The 17,044-nt window shown below is 69.3% G+C and carries 16 protein-coding genes; 8 read left to right on the top strand and 8 right to left on the bottom strand.

Going from position 1 to position 17,044, the window contains the following annotated elements; genetic code table 11:
* Positions 1-37 precede the first annotated feature (37 nt).
* From tatC to ABIA65_RS27585, 3 genes are read left to right on the top strand one after another with little or no spacing between them, the layout of a single operon-like run.
* Positions 38-988 carry a twin-arginine translocase subunit TatC gene (gene tatC, locus ABIA65_RS27595; RefSeq protein WP_354525552.1) on the top strand — a complete coding sequence of 317 codons (951 nt, stop codon included), beginning with the start codon at positions 38-40 and terminating at the stop codon, positions 986-988.
* On the top strand, positions 972-3,746 hold the full coding sequence (locus ABIA65_RS27590; protein ID WP_354525551.1) for a DEAD/DEAH box helicase: 2,775 nt from the start codon (positions 972-974) through the stop codon (positions 3,744-3,746). The genes tatC and ABIA65_RS27590 overlap by 17 nt, the downstream gene beginning before the upstream one ends.
* Before the next feature lie 60 nt (positions 3,747-3,806).
* Positions 3,807-4,535 carry a DUF4333 domain-containing protein gene (locus tag ABIA65_RS27585; RefSeq protein WP_241404837.1) on the top strand — a complete coding sequence of 243 codons (729 nt, stop codon included), beginning with the start codon at positions 3,807-3,809 and terminating at the stop codon, positions 4,533-4,535.
* A 24-nt stretch (positions 4,536-4,559) separates the two neighbouring features.
* On the opposite strand, the gene ABIA65_RS27580 is transcribed toward ABIA65_RS27585, so the two are convergent.
* Positions 4,560-5,516: a 5'-3' exonuclease gene (locus tag ABIA65_RS27580; protein WP_354525550.1), complete on the bottom strand. Its 957-nt coding sequence runs from the start codon at positions 5,514-5,516 to the stop codon at positions 4,560-4,562.
* Positions 5,513-6,376: a hotdog fold domain-containing protein gene (locus ABIA65_RS27575; RefSeq protein ID WP_354525549.1), complete on the bottom strand. Its 864-nt coding sequence runs from the start codon at positions 6,374-6,376 to the stop codon at positions 5,513-5,515. The genes ABIA65_RS27580 and ABIA65_RS27575 overlap by 4 nt, the downstream gene beginning before the upstream one ends.
* Positions 6,377-6,418: 42 nt before the next feature.
* Between ABIA65_RS27575 and ABIA65_RS27570 the strand changes: the two genes are divergently transcribed.
* Entirely contained in the window at positions 6,419-7,549 is a 1,131-nt protein-coding gene (locus tag ABIA65_RS27570; protein WP_354525548.1) for a M24 family metallopeptidase, read from the top strand.
* A gap of 3 nt (positions 7,550-7,552) precedes the next feature.
* Here ABIA65_RS27570 and ABIA65_RS27565 read toward each other — a convergent pair whose 3' ends face one another.
* Positions 7,553-7,966 carry a F420-dependent biliverdin reductase gene (locus ABIA65_RS27565; protein ID WP_241404841.1) on the bottom strand — a complete coding sequence of 138 codons (414 nt, stop codon included), beginning with the start codon at positions 7,964-7,966 and terminating at the stop codon, positions 7,553-7,555.
* Between the two features lie 35 nt (positions 7,967-8,001).
* Here ABIA65_RS27565 and dprE2 point away from each other — a divergent pair, with 35 nt between their 5' ends.
* The 4 genes from dprE2 to ABIA65_RS27545 are packed head-to-tail and all read left to right on the top strand — an operon-like array spanning position 8,002 to position 11,451.
* Positions 8,002-8,754 (top strand): decaprenylphospho-beta-D-erythro-pentofuranosid-2-ulose 2-reductase, encoded by a 753-nt coding sequence (dprE2, locus tag ABIA65_RS27560; RefSeq protein WP_354525547.1) that lies wholly within the window; start codon positions 8,002-8,004, stop codon positions 8,752-8,754.
* A gap of 28 nt (positions 8,755-8,782) precedes the next feature.
* A complete protein-coding gene (gene cbiE / locus ABIA65_RS27555; protein WP_354525546.1) occupies positions 8,783-9,970 on the top strand; it encodes a precorrin-6y C5,15-methyltransferase (decarboxylating) subunit CbiE in 1,188 nt (395 codons plus the stop codon).
* Entirely contained in the window at positions 9,967-10,722 is a 756-nt protein-coding gene (gene cobM / locus ABIA65_RS27550; protein ID WP_354525646.1) for a precorrin-4 C(11)-methyltransferase, read from the top strand. The genes cbiE and cobM overlap by 4 nt, the downstream gene beginning before the upstream one ends.
* Before the next feature lie 3 nt (positions 10,723-10,725).
* Positions 10,726-11,451, top strand: a complete 726-nt coding sequence (locus ABIA65_RS27545) for a cobalt-precorrin-6A reductase (protein WP_354525545.1) — start codon at positions 10,726-10,728, stop codon at positions 11,449-11,451.
* Here ABIA65_RS27545 and ABIA65_RS27540 read toward each other — a convergent pair.
* From ABIA65_RS27540 to ABIA65_RS27520, 5 genes are all read right to left on the bottom strand, one after another.
* On the bottom strand, positions 11,438-12,517 hold the full coding sequence (locus tag ABIA65_RS27540) for a phosphotransferase family protein (protein WP_354525544.1): 1,080 nt from the start codon (positions 12,515-12,517) through the stop codon (positions 11,438-11,440). The genes ABIA65_RS27545 and ABIA65_RS27540 overlap by 14 nt on opposite strands.
* A 63-nt stretch (positions 12,518-12,580) precedes the next feature.
* Positions 12,581-14,056 carry a precorrin-2 C(20)-methyltransferase gene (locus ABIA65_RS27535; protein ID WP_354525543.1) on the bottom strand — a complete coding sequence of 492 codons (1,476 nt, stop codon included), beginning with the start codon at positions 14,054-14,056 and terminating at the stop codon, positions 12,581-12,583.
* Complete coding sequence (locus tag ABIA65_RS27530; RefSeq protein WP_241404847.1) at positions 14,053-14,679, bottom strand: precorrin-8X methylmutase; 627 nt, start codon at positions 14,677-14,679, stop codon at positions 14,053-14,055. Before ABIA65_RS27530 ends, ABIA65_RS27535 begins: the two co-directional genes overlap by 4 nt.
* Positions 14,680-14,688: 9 nt before the next feature.
* Positions 14,689-15,801, bottom strand: coding sequence for a precorrin-3B synthase (gene cobG / locus ABIA65_RS27525; RefSeq protein WP_354525542.1), 1,113 nt, complete (start codon positions 15,799-15,801; stop codon positions 14,689-14,691).
* A 4-nt stretch (positions 15,802-15,805) separates the two neighbouring features.
* Positions 15,806-16,747: a TauD/TfdA dioxygenase family protein gene (locus ABIA65_RS27520; RefSeq protein ID WP_354525541.1), complete on the bottom strand. Its 942-nt coding sequence runs from the start codon at positions 16,745-16,747 to the stop codon at positions 15,806-15,808.
* Positions 16,748-17,044: the final 297 nt, after the last annotated feature.

The following is a 17,044-nucleotide window of genomic DNA, read 5'->3' as shown; positions in this document are numbered from 1 at the left end:
CTCGTCGCGTCGCTGATCGCCGTCTCCTCACGATTCCGTGCGCCCCCCAGGAGTTCTTCGGAAGCTCGACCCGCGCCGTCGACGGTCGCGGGTCAATCCCGACGGCACGATGTCGCTTGTCGACCATCTCGCGGAGCTGCGTAACCGGCTGCTGATCGCGGCGGCCGCGGTTGTGCTCACAACCATCCTTGGCTTCCTCTGGTACACCCACGGCGTGTTCGGCCTGCCCAGCCTGGGTGACTGGCTGCGTCAGCCGTACTGTTCGCTGCCGGAGTCCGCGCGGGCCACCATCGCACCCGACGGGCAGTGTCGGCTTCTCGCCACCGCGCCGTTCGACCAGTTCATGTTGCGACTCAAGGTCGCGCTGACGGCGGGTGTCGTGCTGGCCTGCCCCGTCTGGCTCTATCAGCTGTGGGCGTTCATCACGCCCGGCCTGTACAACAAGGAACGCCGGTTCGCCTCGGTGTTCGTCGGCTTCGGGGCGCTGCTGTTCATCTCTGGTGCCGTGCTGGCCTATGTGGTCCTCTCGACCGCCTTGAGCTTCCTGTTGACGGTCGGCAGCGACGTCCAGATCACCGCGTTATCGGGTGACCAGTACTTCGGCTTCCTGATCAACCTGCTGCTGGTGTTCGGCATCAGCTTCGAGTTCCCGCTGCTCATCATCATGCTCAACCTCGTCGGCGTGGTGAGCTATGAGAAGCTGCGCGCCTGGCGGCGCGGCATGATCTTCGGGCTGTTCGTGTTCGCGGCCTTCGTGACGCCGGGCTCCGACCCGTTCTCGATGCTCGCGCTCGCGATGGCGTTGGTGGTGCTGCTCGAATTCGCGATCCAGGTGGCGCATTTCAATGACCGGCGCAAGGCCCGACGGGCGGCCATCGAGGACGTGCCCGACGATCAGGCCGCGCCGATCGGCAGCGCGGAGGCCGTTGAGGCGCCCGGTGCGGTTCCCGCGCCGTCTCGGCTGACAGTCGATGACCAGGCCACCTGAGGCGCCGGCCGATGAACTCGGCCGATTCGCCGCCGAACTCCCGTTCGCGCTCGACGGCTTCCAGCTCACCGCGTGCCAGGCGCTGGAGAGCGGGCACGGCGTCCTGGTGTGCGCCCCCACTGGCGCGGGCAAGACGGTGGTCGGCGAGTTCGCCGTCCACCTCGCGCTGGCCGCAGGCCGAAAGTGCTTCTACACCACACCGATCAAGGCCCTGAGCAATCAGAAGCACGCCGATCTGGTGCGCCGCTACGGACCGGAGCGCGTCGGGCTGCTGACCGGCGACCAGTCGATCAACGGTGACGCCGACGTCGTCGTGATGACCACCGAAGTGCTGCGCAACATGCTCTACGCCAACTCCGCCGCGTTGCATGGGCTCTCTCACGTGGTCATGGACGAGGTGCACTTCCTGGCCGACCGGATGCGCGGAGCGGTGTGGGAGGAGGTGATCCTGCACCTGTCCGAGGACGTGCGGTTGGTCAGCCTCTCGGCGACGGTGTCCAACGCCGAGGAGTTCGGCGGCTGGATCCAGACGGTGCGCGGTGACACCACCGTGGTCGTCGACGAGCATCGGCCGGTTCCGCTGTGGCAGCACATGATGGTCGGCAAGCGGTTGTTCGACCTGTTCGAGGGTGGCCAGGCCGGCCCGGGGACCACGCTCGTGGACCCCGAGCTCATTCGTCACATCAGGTTGCGCAGGGAAGCCGACCGGATGTCGGACTGGGAGCCCCGTGGCAGGGGACGATCCGCGCATCGGGGCAGGCCGACGCTCTACCGTCCACCATCGCGGCCCGATGTGATCGCCACGCTGGACGGTGCGGGGCTGCTGCCCGCGATCACGTTCGTGTTCTCCCGCGCGGGTTGTGACGCCGCGGTCAAGCAGTGCCTGCGTTCGTCGTTGCGGCTGACCACCGATGAACAGCGTGCCCGCATCTCCGAGGTGATCGATCGACGCTGCGCGGACCTGGCCGAGGTGGACCTGGTGGTCCTGGGCTATCACGAATGGCGCGAGGGTCTGCTGCGTGGTCTGGCCGCGCACCATGCCGGAATGCTCCCGGTGTTCCGGCACACCGTGGAGGAACTCTTCACGGCAGGTCTGGTGAAGGCCGTATTCGCCACGGAGACACTGGCTCTGGGTATCAACATGCCCGCCCGCACGGTCGTCCTCGAGCGGCTGGTCAAGTACAACGGCGAACAGCACGCGCCGCTGACGCCGGGGGAGTACACCCAGCTGACCGGCCGGGCGGGTCGGCGCGGGATCGACGTCGAGGGACACGCCGTCGTGCTGTGGCAGCCCAACGACACCAGCGTGGAACCGGCCGACGTCGCAGGACTGGCCTCCACGCGAACCTTCCCGCTGCGCAGTTCCTTTGCGCCGTCCTACAACATGACGATCAACCTGCTCGAACACATGGGGCCGGATCAGTCGCGCAGCCTTCTGGAGCGGTCCTTCGCCCAGTACCAGGCCGACCGGTCGGTCGTCGGCCTGGTGCGCGGTGTGGCACGCGGCGAACGCATGCTCGACGAGATCGCCGCCGAACTCGACGGCGGCCGGGACTCGCCCGTGCTGGAGTACGCGAGGTTGCGGGCGGACATCTCGGCACGGGAGCGTTCGCAGTCGCGCGCTTCGCGCGTCCAGCGCCGCCGGGCGACCAACGACGCATTGGCGGGGCTGCGGCGCGGTGACATCATCACCATCGGGCAGGGCCGCCGTAGCGGGCTGGCTGTGGTGCTCGAACCCGCAGCCGACGCCGACGATCCACGCCCCCTGGTGCTGACCGAACATCATTGGGCCGGAAGGATTTCCTCCGCCGACTACGCCGGCGGCTCGGCCAAGGTGGGGACGATGTCGCTGCCGAAGCGCGTCGAGCACCGCCAGCCGAGGGTGCGCCGCGACATGGCGTCGGCCCTGAGGTCCGCGGCCGCCGGAATCGACGTGCCGAGGCGGCGCAGTCGGCGCGATCCCGACGAGGAACCCGACGTCGATCCGGAACTGGCGGTGCTGCGTGCCCAGCTTCGTGCGCATCCCGCCCACCACCGATCCGACCGCGAGGCCCTCGTACGCGTCGCCGAGCGGTACCTGCGCATCGAGCGCGACAACGCCGACATCGAGAAGAAGGTTGCGGCAGCGACCAACTCGCTGGCGCGCACCTTCGACCGCATCGTGCTGCTGCTCACCGAACGCGGGTTCATCGCCGACGGCGGGGGTGACTCCAAGGACGACCCCAGGGTCACCGATGACGGCCGTCTGCTCGCGCGCATCTACAGCGAGAGCGACCTGCTGGTCGCCGAGTGCCTGCGCCGCGGCGCCTGGGACGGGCTGAAACCCGCGGAGCTGGCGGCGGTGCTGTCCTCGGTGCTCTACGAGTCGCGGGGCGACACGCCGGGGGCCGCACCGGGTGTCGATGGGGTGAGTGCCGGGCTGCGTCAGTCGTTGGCCAAGACCCGTCGGATCAGTACCGAGATTCGGGCCGACGAACAACGTCACCGTCTGTCACTCGGTCGCGAGCCCGACCCGGGCTTCGTCGCGGCGATCCACGAGTGGGCGAGCACCGGCGATCTGTCGGCCTCACTCGCCGCGTCTGACGCCTCGGGCAGCGGATCACCGCTGTCCGCCGGTGATTTCGTGCGCTGGTGTCGCCAGGTTCTCGATCTGCTCGACCAGGTGCGCAACGCCGCCCCCAACCCGGCCCTGCGGACGGTGGCGAAACGCGCGATCGGCGACATTCGACGCGGCGTCGTGGCAGTTGATGCACTGTAGTGTTATGCCAGCGCTTTGGATGCAGCGAGCCAAGGACGAAGTCAGGACCAAGGAGAGACGATGAGCGGACCGCAGGGATCTGATCCGACCCAGCCGTGGCCAGGTCAGCAACCGCCGCAGAGCGACCCACCGGCCTGGCAGCAACCACCGGCCCCCGAGCAGCCCGCGGGCGACAATCCTGCGTGGCAGCAGCCGGCCTACTCGCCGCAGCAGTACCCGCAGTACCCGGCGCCGCAGCAGCCGTACCAGCAACCCGACCAGTACGGCCAGCAGCCGACCGCGTACGGCCCCACGTCCTATCAGCAGCCGCAGTACGGCCAGCCCCAGTACGGTCAGCAACCGCAGTACGGCCAGCCGCAGTACGGCCAGCCCGGCCAGCCGCCCCAGTATGGCCAGCAGCCGGGTCAACAGTTCTCGCCGTACCCGCAGCCGGGATCCGATGAGAGCTCCAAGAAGTCGATGCGCCTGCTGCTCGGCGTCGGCGGCGGAATCGCGCTGCTCATCGTGGCCGTCGTCCTCATCCTGGGCTTCGTGGCCCCGGGTTGGTTCGTCAGCAAGCAGCTCGACGTGAACGCGGCGCAGACCGGTGTCGCGCAGGTGCTCGGCGACGAGACCAACGGCTACGGCGCCAAGAACGTCTCGGATGTGGTGTGCAACAAGGGCGAGAACCCGACGGTGAAGAAGGGTGACAACTTCACCTGCGATGTCAGCATCGACGGCACCAAGCGCCGGGTCACCGTGACGTTCCAGGACGACGACGGCACCTACGAGGTCGGCCGGCCCAAGTAAGTCCCGGTCAGCCGTAAGTCCCGGTCAGCCCGGGATCCCGTCCAGCGACTTCTGCAGGCGTGCGATCGACGAGGTGACGCCGTACTCGGCCGCCAGCTCGGCGACCCTGCGGGGGTCACGCGCGACCAGCGGCAGCGTGTCCGAGTCGCCCGACAGGCGCACCGGCGCATCGCGTGCCACCTGGACCACTGGCACCGCCGCGGCGATGTAGTCGTCGGCGGCCAGCAGTTTTTTGCGCTGCGCGGCGGGCATCTTCGACGTCGGGTCGTTCGCGGCGGTCAGGATCGCCGCCAGCGAGCCGTGCTGGGCCAGCAGGGTCTGCGCAGTCTTCTCGCCCACCCCCGGCACCCCGGGCAGACCGTCGGACGGGTCACCGCGCAGCAGTGCGAGTTCGGCGTAGGCCGGGCCGGCCCGGTCGATCGGCACGTTGTAGGTCTGCGCCACCTCGGCGGGTCCGAACATCGTCGCCTTCGACAGTCCGCGGCCGATGTAGAAGACCCGCACTGGCACGTGCTCGTCGGATACCAGTTGCAGTAGGTCGCGATCGCCGCTGACGACCACGACGGGATCGGTCCGTTCCCGGGTTGCCAGGGTGCCCAGGACGTCGTCGGCCTCGAAGCCGGCGGCACCCGCTGTGGCGATGCCGAACGCGTCGAGCATCGCCATGATCATGTCGACCTGGGGGGAGAGGTCGTCGGGCACCACCTCGACGTCCGGATCGTCACCCGCGACGACCTCCTCGACGCGGTGCGCCTTGTAGGACGGGATCAGCTCGACGCGCCACTGCGGCCGCCAGTCCAGGTCCAGGCACACGACCAGGCGCGACGGGCGCTCACGGGCGACGAGCGTGGCGATCGTGTCGAGGAAGCCGCGCAGCGCGTTGACCGGTCTGCCATCGGGTGCGGTGATCGAGGACGGTACGCCGAAGAACGACCGGAACCACATGCTGGCGCCGTCGAGCAGAAGGACCGGGCCGCTCATGCGCGTGCTCCGTTCTCGACTCGGAACACGTAGACGCCGGAGGTGACGACCCTGTCGTCGACACCCTCATCGTGCAGCAGCACCCGGACGGCGATCAGGCCATCCGCGCCTGCCATCGGCTCGGCGTCCACGCGGAACGGGCCCGTCTTGCCGCGGGCCAGGAACATCACGTGCGCCGAGACGCCCTGGAGCGCATCGGTTTCGCTGAACTCGGCGGCCGCGTCCATCGCGGCGGTCTCGAGGATGACGAACTGCGGCCCGATGTGCAGGGCGGCGTCGGGGGAGGCCACCTCGGCGGACAGCTCGGGAAGCGACCAGTGCCCGTCGAGTCTGCGGCTGCCGCCGAAGACCTGCCACAGCGGTGGCAGATCGGGTGAGTCGACCACCTCGATGGCGTCGACCTCCATCTTCGCCAGCCCGTCGGGAGGCACGCCGATACTCACGCCCTGACCCTCGATGAGGGCCAGCACGCGTTCGGGGCTGTCGGCGTCGACGATCTTGGCTCGGCTGTAGCCCATCTGCCTGCCGCGCCGCAGCTCCTCGGACACCACCTCGATACGTCGCACGTCGCGGCCCGGATCGAGGATCTGGCAGGAGTGGATGACGGGGTTGGGCACCGCCTCGAGGTCGGACATGTGCCCGCTCTCGGGTGCGGAGATGCCGAGCACGGCGAACAGCAGCCCGCCGGTCGGATTGCGCATGTCGCGGCGGACGGTGACGGTGTCGTCAACGGCGCGCGGGTCCATCGAGGAGTACAGGCGCCCGATGTAGCGGTAGCTCAGCAGTCCTCCCCAGCGACTCCGGAGTTCCGCGGCATAGGCCTGCGGGTCGTCGGCGAGATCGCGAATGTCGCGCAGCATCGGTCCTCCGTGTCGTGGGTAGCCTGCCGCTAGCCTATTGCCATGCACACCGACCGTTTCAGCACCGACGTGTACGCGCGCCGCTTGGAGACCGCAGCGCAGGCCACGGCAGCGGCGGGTCTGACGGGACTGGTGATCACCCCCGGCTATGACCTGCGCTACCTGCTTGGCTCGCGGGCACAGACCTTCGAGCGGCTGACCGCGCTGATCCTGCCCGCAGATGGGCAGCCCACCATCGTGGTGCCGCGGCTCGAGCTGGCGTCGCTTCGCGAGTCGGCGGTGCCGGAACTTGGTCTGGCCGTTCGTGACTGGGTCGACGGCGAGAATCCCTACCAGATGGTCGCCGACGCGCTCGGTGGCGGACAGGTGGCCACGGCGGTCACGGATTCGATGACGGCCCTTCACCTGTTGCCGCTGGCCGATGTGCTCGGCGTGGTGCCGGTGCTGGCCACCGACGTGCTGCGACGGCTGCGCATGGTCAAGGACGCCGCCGAGATCGACGCGCTGCGCAAGGCGGGTGCGGCGATCGACCGGGTGCACGCCAGGGTGCCGGAGTTCCTGGTGGCGGGCCGCACCGAGGCTGACGTGGCCGCTGACATCGCGCAATCCATTGTGGAGGAGGGGCATTCGTCGGTGGCGTTCATCATCGTCGGATCGGGCCCCAACGGCGCCGACCCGCACCACGAGTGCTCCGACCGCGAGCTCGCGGCGGGTGACATCGTGGTGGTCGACATCGGCGGGCCGTACGAGCCCGGCTACAACTCGGACTCGACGCGCACCTACAGCATCGGTGAACCGTCGGAGGACGTCGCGCGACAGTATGCCGTCCTGCAACGGGCCCAGCAGGCCGCCGTGGCCGCGGTTAAGCCGGGTGTCACCGCCGAGCAGGTCGACGCCGCCGCGCGCGATGTGCTCGCCGCCGAGGGGCTCGCCGAGGCGTTCGTGCACCGCACCGGGCACGGTATCGGGCTGTCGGTGCACGAGGAGCCCTACATCGTCGCGGGCAACGATCTGCCGCTGGAGGAGGGCATGGCGTTCAGCGTGGAGCCCGGTATCTACTTCCCGGGTTCGTGGGGCGCGCGGATCGAGGACATCGTGATCGTCACCGCGGACGGTGCGCTGCCGGTGAACAACCAGCCGCACGAGCTGGTTGTGGTTCCGGTTGGTGACTAGCTGTCAGTCGATGCTGCGGTCGAGCAGTTCGGACGAGCCGAGCACGCGCTCTATGCGCACCTCGATGACCACGCGGCGCGGGTTGATCCGCGGGGTGCGGTAGCGCTGGGCGTACCGCAGCTCGGCGTCGCGGATGGCGTCGGGATCGGTGTTGACCGACGACTTGCCCTCGAGCGACAGCCAGCGGGCACCATCGACCTGGCTGAGCACCGCGAGGCCCCGTTCGGCGGCGTTGAGAGCCTTCTGCGAGCCGCCTGTGGTGATGACGCGAGCCAGGTGCGTCTTGGGGTCGAATGTGAAACCGACCGCGACCACGTGCGGTGAATTGTCTGTGCGCAGGGTGGTCAGCATCGCGAGATGGCGTTCGGTCAGGAACGCGATCGCGTCGTTGGTCAGCCGCGTAGTTGCCTTCGCCATCGGTACCCAACTTAGCGCAGGACATAATCTCAGCCATGGAAGACACGGCGGACACGGGCGTGGTGGTGATATTCGGTGGCCGCAGCGAGATCGGTGTCGAGTTGGCGAGACGGCTGGCCCGCGGTCGCACGCTCGTGCTCGCCGCGCGGCGAGCCGATCAACTTGCCGACCAGGTCGCCGCGCTCACGACGGCAGGCGCCGTCGCGGTGCACGTCACCGAGTTCGACGCCGACGATCTGGTGTCGCATGCCGGCCTGGTGGACTCAATCGTCGCCGAGCACGGTCCCATCGGCACGGCGGTGTTGGCGTTCGGGATCCTCGGCGATCAGGCCCGCGCGGAACGCGACGCGACGCATGCGGCGGCCATCGTGCACACCGACTTCACCGCGCAGGTCAGCCTTCTGACGGTGCTGGCGGCCACCATGCGCGACGCCGGGTCCGGCCGGATCGTCGCCTTCTCGTCGGTGGCGGGGGCCCGGGTCCGCCGCGCCAACTACGTCTACGGGTCGGCCAAGGCCGGTCTGGAGGGTTTCGTCCGCGGCCTGACCGACGCGCTGCACGGCACCGGTGTGCACGTGCTGCTGGTCCGGCCGGGCTTCGTCATCGGGCGCATGACCGAGGGCATGTCGCCCGCGCCGCTGGCCAGCACGCCGCAACACGTCGCCGACGCAGCAGCCAAGGCGCTGGCGAGGGGCCGCGCCGAGATCTGGGTGCCCCGGTCGTTGGGGGCGCTGGCGTTCGTGTTCAGGCTGATACCGCGGTCGGTGTGGCGCAGGATGCGGCGATGAGCGCTTGCGCGAAGAGCAGAGGGCACAGATGAGCGGACGCATCGTCGTGGTCGGGATCGGCGCCGACGGTATGGCGGGCCTGGGGCAGGTGTCCGCGGGGGAGCTGCGGGGCGCGGCCGTCGTGTTCGGCTCCGATCGCCAGCTGGCCCTCCTCGACGAGTCGGTGTCGGCGCAGCGCAGGCCGTGGCCGTCGCCGATGCTGCCCGCACTGAAGGGCCTGCTGGACGAGGTGGCCGGTGACGTGCACGTGGTGGCCAGTGGCGATCCGCTGATGCACGGTGTCGGTGCCACGCTGATCCGGCTGTTCGGCCCGGAGCGGGTGACAGTGCTACCGCACGTGTCGTCGGTGACCCTGGCGTGCGCGCGGCTCGGGTGGCCCGTACAGGACACCGAGGTGATCAGCCTGGTCACTGCCGAGCCCCACACCGCGGTGCGCCGCGGCGGCCGGGCCGTGGTGCTGTCCCGGGACGGATCCAGCCCCGCTGAGCTGGCGGCGCTGCTCGCCGGAACGGGACGCGGCGACTCCGAGTTCACGGTGCTCGAGCAACTCGGCGGGCCGGATGAGCGTCGCCGCACCGCGACCGCGGCGCAGTGGGCTGCGCGGCCGCCGGGCGACGTCGGTGACCTCAACGTCGTCGCCGTGCGCTACCTGCCCGATCACCGGCGGTTCGCGACGCTGCCCGACGACGCCTTCGCTCACGACGGTCAGCTCACCAAACAGGCGATGCGCGCCGTCACGCTGGCGGCGCTGGCACCGCGGCCCGGTGAGCTGCTGTGGGATGTTGGCTCCGGCTCGGGCAGCATCGCCATCGAGTGGTGTCGCGCCGGGACCGGTTGTCGCGCCGTGGCATTCGAACGCGATACGCAACGCCGCGCACGGATCACCGAGAACGCGAGGGCCTTCGGGGTCGGCGTCGACGTGCACTTCGATGCGCCTGCGGCGTTCGACAACGTGGCGGCACCGGCGGTGATCTTCATCGGGGGCGGATTGACTCAACCCGGTCTGCTGGACGCCTGCTGGGAGCGGCTTCCGATCGGCGGCCGGCTGGTCGCCAACGCGGTGACGGTGGAGTCCGAAGCCGCTATCGCGCAGGGCTATTCGAGGCATGGTGGTGAGTTGCGAAGATTTCAGCACTATCGCGGCGAGGCGGTCGGCGCGTTCACCGGCTGGCGGCCCGCGATGCCGGTGACGCAGTGGCTGGTGACCAAGTCATGACGGTGTACTTCATCGGCGCCGGACCCGGCGCGGCAGACCTGATCACCGTGCGTGGGCAGCGGCTGCTGCAGCGCTGCCCCGTGTGCCTCTACGCCGGGTCGATCATGCCCGAGGACCTGCTGGCGCTGTGCCCGCCCGAGGCGAAGGTCATCGACACCGGGCCGCTGAACCTCGATCAGATCATCTCCGAGCTCGCGGCCGCACACGCCGCCGGTCTCGACGTCGCCCGACTGCACTCCGGTGACCCGTCGCTGTACAGTGCGCTGGCCGAACAGTGCCGCAGGCTAGACGCATTGGGCGTGGACTGGGAGATCGTCCCGGGGGTGCCCGCATTCGCGGCCGCGGCGGCCGCGCTGGGTCGCGAGCTCACGGTGCCGGGGGTGGCGCAGACGGTGACGCTGAGCCGGGTGGCGACGCTGTCGACGGCGATGCCGCCGGGGGAGGATCTGCAGTCGTTGTGCGCTCCCGGCGCGACGCTGGTGCTGCACCTCGCGGCGGCGCAGATCGACACGATCGTGCCGGATCTGCTCGCCGGCGGCTACACCCCCGAGACGCCCTGCGCGGTGGTGGCGTTCGCGAGTTGGCCCAGCGAGACGGTGATCAAGTGCACGCTGGGTGAACTCGCGCAGCGCGTGCACGCCGAGGGCGTCACACGCACGGCGGTCATCATCGTCGGCAATGTGCTTGCGGCCGAGGGCTTCACCGACAGCTATCTGTACTCGGCCGACCGTCGCCGCGGAAGCCGACACTGACCGATGGCCCGCGTCCTGCTGCTCGGTGGCACCTCCGAGGCGCGTGCGCTGGCCGCACGATTGCATCCGCAGACCGATATCGTCAGCTCGCTGGCCGGACGGGTGCCCGACCCGGCGCTACCCGTCGGGCCGGTGCGAATCGGTGGTTTCGGAGGCGTCGCCGGCCTGACCCGGTGGCTGGCGGACAACGACATCGGCGCAGTCGTCGACGCAACCCATCCGTTCGCGGCCACCATCACCGCGAACGCGACCGCGGCGTGTCGCGAAACCGGCGTGCCGCACCTGGTGCTGGCCCGGCCGGCGTGGGCGCCCGGTGACGCCATCCTGGTCGAATCGGACTTGGCCGCCGCGAATGTCGTTGCCGAGAGCGGCTTCTCGCGGGTCTTCCTGACCACGGGCCGCAGCGGCGCGGCGGCGTTCGCCCGTGTCGATGCCTGGTTTCTGATCAGGGCGGTGACGCCGCCGCAGGACCACGAGCTGCCGCCCCGCCACGAACTACTCCTGTCGCGGGGTCCCTATCATCTCGACGGCGAGCGGGATCTGCTGGTGACCAAGCAGATTGACGCGTTGGTGACCAAGAACAGCGGTGGCTCCATGACGCGGGCCAAGCTGGACGCCGCCAACGAGCTCGGGGTTCCCGTCGTCATGGTGGACCGCCCGGCGCTGCCCGAGGGTGTGCATGCGGTGCCGACCGTCGCCGAGGCGGTCGACTGGGTCAGAGCGCTCTGACGAGATCCAGGCTGCCCAGATCGCGGATCGCCTGACAGCCGCGCTCGAGCATCACCAGCATCATGTCGTCGCCGCGCTCGGTCGAGATGGCGAAGGCGCACCCGAGTACCGACAGCAGCGGCACCTGCAGCATGCCCACCCGGTAGTCGCGCCAGCATGTCTCGCGGTCGTAATCGGCGATGCCGTAACACAATAGCTCCGCGTAGTAGGTGGAGACCAGGTCCTCGTCGGAGGATGCCCGCGCGGCGGGGAGCAGGCTGGTTCCGGTGAAGTAGGCGAGGTCCCGCGCGGGCAGACCGACACCCAGTGTCTGCCAGTCCACGACGGTCACGCGAGTCCGGTCGGGGTCGAACAGCATGTTGTCGAGGCGATAGTCACCGTGCATCAGTGAGAATCGGTCGCGGTCGGCCAGCAGCCACTGCGCGACCATCGACATGGCCTCGGTGGTCGTATCGCGGTCCTCGGCGCTCATCCGTGTGCCGAGCCGTTCCAGTGTGATCTGGGTGGCCATCACCGCGATGTCACCGAGACCCTTGATGGCGTCATCGGTCGTCAACGACATGGCCAAGCCGGGGAAGTCGACCCACCTGGGGTCGCACCAGGTGGGTCCGTGCAGTCCGGCCAACGCCTTGACTCCCAGGGCCGCCTCGGCCGGCGAGCATCCGCCGATCTGGTCGCCCTGCACGGCGGGTGCCATATCGGCGAGCAGCAGAACGAAATCGCCGCCGTCGGAGGAGATGTCGCAGTAAAAGTGCTGCGGGATCGGGATACGGACGAGGCCGGCAACGTCGGCATAGAAGGCGTGTTCCGACCGGTAGCCGAGCGCCACCCGTTCGCGTACGGCGTCGTCCTGGGATGACAGTTTGATCGCGAAGGTGGCGGGCAGTTCGGGTTGCTCGGATGCGTAGCCGACCGCGATGCGGTAGGTGGCGCCGGTCTGCCCGGTCCCGATCGGAGTCACGTCGACCGAACTGATCTCGGCCTGCAGCACGGTCTGCAGCCATTGCGGCGTCACGTCCGCCGGGCTACGGGGAATTGAGAGGGCCATCCCGGAGCCAGAGGTCATGCCGCGTGACGCTAATCGCAGTACTGACAGCTGTCAACGATCTTCGACAGGAGTCAGCAGTGTTCAGCCGGGGTATCTGCGGAGCGTGTAGACGCGGTCACCGGATCCGTTGGACTGCCACCGAGTCTGCGACGAGCCGATGATGAGCAGGCATCGCATGTCGACGTCGGCGGGGTCGAGATCGCCCAGCGCCACGACCTTGACGTGCTCCTTCGGACCGGACACATCACGGCCGATCACCACAGGGGTGGCGGGGTCGCGGTGCTCGAGTAGCAGGTCGCGCATGGCGCCGACCTGCCATGTCCTGGTCTTGGAGGCGGGGTTGTAGATCGCCAGCACCAGGTCGGCGGTGGCTGCGGCGGTGAGCCTCGCGGCGATGACGTCCCACGGCTTGAGCCGATCGGACAGCGATATGACGGCGTAGTCGTGCCCGAGTGGCGCCCCGACCCGGCTGGCGACGGCCTGGGCCGCCGTCATCGCGGGTATCACCCGCACGTCGACACCGGGCCAGTCCTCGGCCTCCTCGAGCACGGCGGTGGCCATCGCGAACACACCGGGATCACCCGAGGAGATGACGGCCACCGCGCGGCCCTGCTCGGCGAGTTCGCAGGCGAGTCGGGCACGGGCCGGTTCGTCGGTGTTATCGCTGGGGTGCCGCGTCTGACCGTCACGGGCGCCGATGCGGTCCAGATACGGCCCGTAGCCGATCAGGTCGGTGGCGGCGGCCAGTTCACGTCGGGACTGAGGGGTGATCCAGTCGGCGTCACCGGGACCCAGCCCGATCACCGCGACACTGCCCTGGGACTGTGCCGGTCGCGGTGTCATACCGGGCAGCATCGCCAGGGCGAAGTAGGGCACCGCGTCGGCGTCGGCGTCGGCTGCGGGCAACACGCGCTGCTCGGTGGTGCTGGCCCGTTCCACGTAGAACGCGTCGTCGATCCGGCCCGTCGCCGAGAGTGCCTCCCGCACAGCGGGGTAGGACCGGCCGAGCTTGAGCACCACCGCGGCGTCGGTATCCCGCAGCCGCCTGCGCAGCTCGTCGGGTGGCAGGGTGCCGGGCAGGATCGTCAGCACCTCGTCGCCCTGTACCAACGGCGTGCCGGTAGCGGCCGATGCTGCGCTCACCGAGGTCACCCCTGGCACGATGACCGCCTGGAATCGCGAGGTGAGCCGGGTGTGCATGTGCATGTAGGAGCTGTAGAAGAGCGGGTCGCCCTCGGCCAGCAGCGCGACATTGCGGCCGGCTTCGAGGTGGACGGCGATGCGGTCGGCTGACTCGCGGTAGAAGTCCTCCATCGCGCCCGCGTAACCACCGGGGTGGTCGGTGGTCTCGATGGTCACGGGGTAGACGAGGTGCTCCTCGATCTGACCGTCGCGCAGGTATGGCTCGGCGATGCGGCGAGCGATGCTGCGGCCGTGGCGCGCGCTGTGATAGGCCACGACGTCGGCCTCACCGATCACACGGGCCGCCTTGACGGTGACGAGTTCAGGGTCGCCGGGGCCCAGTCCCACACCCCAGAGGGTTCCGACTTGGCTCATTCGTGGACGCTCGCAATCGCGTTGACCGCGGCGGCGGCCATCGCACTTCCGCCGCGTCTGCCGGTCACCACCAGGTAGGACATACCGCGTGGACGCTCGATCAGCTCCTGTTTGGACTGGGCCGATCCGACGAAGCCGACGGGTCCGCCCAGCACCGCCGCGGGCGTCGGTGCACCCTCGTCGAGCAGTTCGAGCAACCGGAACAGAGCCGTCGGGGCGTTGCCGATGGCCACTACCGCGCCGCCGAGGCGATCGGCCCACAGGTCGACCGCGGCAGCCGAGCGGGTGCTGCCGAGCTGGGCGGCAAGATCGGCGGCGCGGGGATCGGCGACCAGCGAGACGACCTCGTTGTCGGCGGGAAGTCGTGACCGGGTGATACCCGCGGCCACCATCGACGAGTCGCACAGCACCGGTGCGCCCGAGGTCAGCGCGGCATGGGCGCGGGTGACCACGTCGTCGGTGAACGCGACGTGTTCGGTGACGTCGACCTGCCCGCAGGTGTGGATCAGGCGCACCACGACGCGTGACACATCGTCGGGGAAGCGCGCCAGGTCAGCCTCCGCGCGAATGGTTGCGAACGACTGCCGGTAGATCTCCGCCGCGTCGCGGGTGTAGTCCAGCACGCGATCACCCTACGGGTGGCGTGGCACGTAGCCGTCCCCGGTCGCCACCAGTACCTCACCGACGGGCGGCGCCCCGCAGGCGCGTTCACACCCGACGAAGTGCCGGTGGGTGTCGGCGGGCTGCAGGGCGGCGTCCGCCGCGTCGCGACGGACATCAGCGGCCGAGTGATCGCATCCCGGGCTGCCAGTGCAGGCGCTGACCGACAGCCACGGCGAGGTGGCATCGAACACCAGGCCCTGGGGCGCCAAAACCCGCAGCGCGGCATCCGCGACGTCCTCGTCGACATCGCACACCACCACCGACCGCCACGGCGTGATCACCAGCGGCGCGTCGACAGCGGCCAGGAACTCGGCGGCTCTGGCCTCCAGTACGCCCAACGGCACGGCGGCGCCGAGTGCGACCCTGCCATCGCGTTGGGCGATCCACCCGACCGGCGGAGCCATCACGGGTGGCCAGGTCCGGCCCGGCTCGGCGGTTCTCGGCAGACCCGTCAGCAGAACGTCGGCATCGTCGAGTTCCTTCGCGCGCCAGGACTTTCCGCGCACATCGACGAACCTGGCGGCGACGGCGGTCAGCGTGGTGATGACGTCAGCCGCCGGCACGCGCACGCCGGTGTCGACACCGGCGACCAGCAGTGCCGCGTGATCGGGTGTCAGCAGGTGCACGCCGACATCGGCACCCAGGCCCGACACGTCGCCGCGGCCGTCGTCGAGGGCGAACATGAACCGTCCGGGCAGCCGCGCGAGTCGGGGATCGCCCTGGATGGCCTCGTCCAGACCCAGCACCAGGGGGCGGACGTCCCCCTCGCCGCCGTGGCGACCCGACAGCGGTGAGGCGACGATATTGCGCACCCGCTCGTGGCTGGCCGAGGGGAGGAGCCCGGCGGCGGCGATGGCATCGGCGAGCGCCGGTGGATCGCTGACGGCACGAATCTGGATGTTGCCGCGCGAGGTGAGTTCCATTGCCGGTGAGCCGAAGCGCTGCGCGGCGATGGCCAGTGCGGCCAACTGCCCGGCGTCGATCATCCCGCCGGGAAGCCGCACCCGTGCCAACGCGCCGTCCGCGGCCTGGTGCACCTGCAGTGCGCCGGGGCAGGCGTCGTCGTCGCGATCTCGGGCCACCCGTCTACGGTACGGCGGCCAGCCTCGCGGTGAATCCGGAAGGGGTCACGACCTCGGAGTAGTGCGACGCGTCGCCTGCGATGACGCGGCTGGGCGCGCCGTGCACGTCGACGGGGATGTCACCGGCCAGCGTGACCCGGCTCAGCCTGCGGTACTGGTCGTCGTAGTCCGACACCGCATAGTGCTGTGTGGCGCGGTTGTCCCAGATGGCCAGGTCGCCCGGCTGCCAGTTCCACCGGATCGTGTTCTCCAGCCGTGTCACCCGGGCCTGCAGCAGGGCGAGCAGCGTCGCCGACTCCGCCGACCCGAGCCCGACGAAGCGCTTCACGAAGTGGCCAAGCAGCAGCACGCGCCGGCCCGTCTCCGGGTGTATCCGAACCACCGGGTGCTCCGTCTCGTAGACGTCGGAGACGAACTCGTCGCGGTAGGCGCGGATGGTGTCCGCACTCTGGTCGATGCGCTCATCGACGTCCCGCACGTAGTCGTAGTCATTGGTGTGGATGGCGCGCAGGTTCTCGACCAGCAACCGAAGTGGTTCGGGGAGTTGGTCATAGGCCGCCTCGGTCGACGCCCACGTCGTGGTGCCCCCGTACTCCGGCAGTGTGACGGCGCGCAGGAGTGAGGCCTTGGGCACGCGGTCGACGAACGTGACGTCGGTGTGCCAGGAGTTGGCCTTGTCGTACCGGGAGTCGATGGGCAGCACGTCGGTGCCGCGCGACAGCACCGTGGGGTGCGCGAGCGTCGGCGTGCCGAGCGTCCTGGCAACGGCCAGCTGTGTGTCGTCATCCACATGGTGTTGGCCGCGGAAGAAGATGACCTTGTGGGTCAGCAGTGCATCGTTGATCGCCGTGACGGTGTGACGGTCGAGGTCACCGTCCAGTCGTACGCCGTCGACTCGGGCCCCGATGTGGGCGCCCAACTTGACGATGACGGGGGAGTTGGTCATGGAGCCATTGCCTCAAAACGGGGCGGACCTGACCACCATTTCAACCGGGCCGAGCAATAGTCCGTGGTGACCGCGGGCCACCGATAGTCGGGGTGTGACCTGTGTCACCAAATCGCCGTGTGTGTTCCGTGCCACACGAAAGTTCGGAATGCGGTACCGGCGGTATTACGTTCTGAGAAGCACCGTTTGCCAGCAGTATTCGCGACAGTGGAGTCGGCGGACGGATGACAGAGAGGAATCGCAATGCTCGCACTCATGGCTTTGGGAGCAGCGCTCGGACTGATGGTCATCGGATTC

Source organism: Mycolicibacterium sp. 624, from assembly GCF_040548615.1.
In the GTDB taxonomy this organism is placed as follows: domain Bacteria; phylum Actinomycetota; class Actinomycetes; order Mycobacteriales; family Mycobacteriaceae; genus Mycobacterium.
Note: the sequence above shows the minus strand (reverse complement) of the source record. Positions and strands in the feature narration are given on the sequence as shown.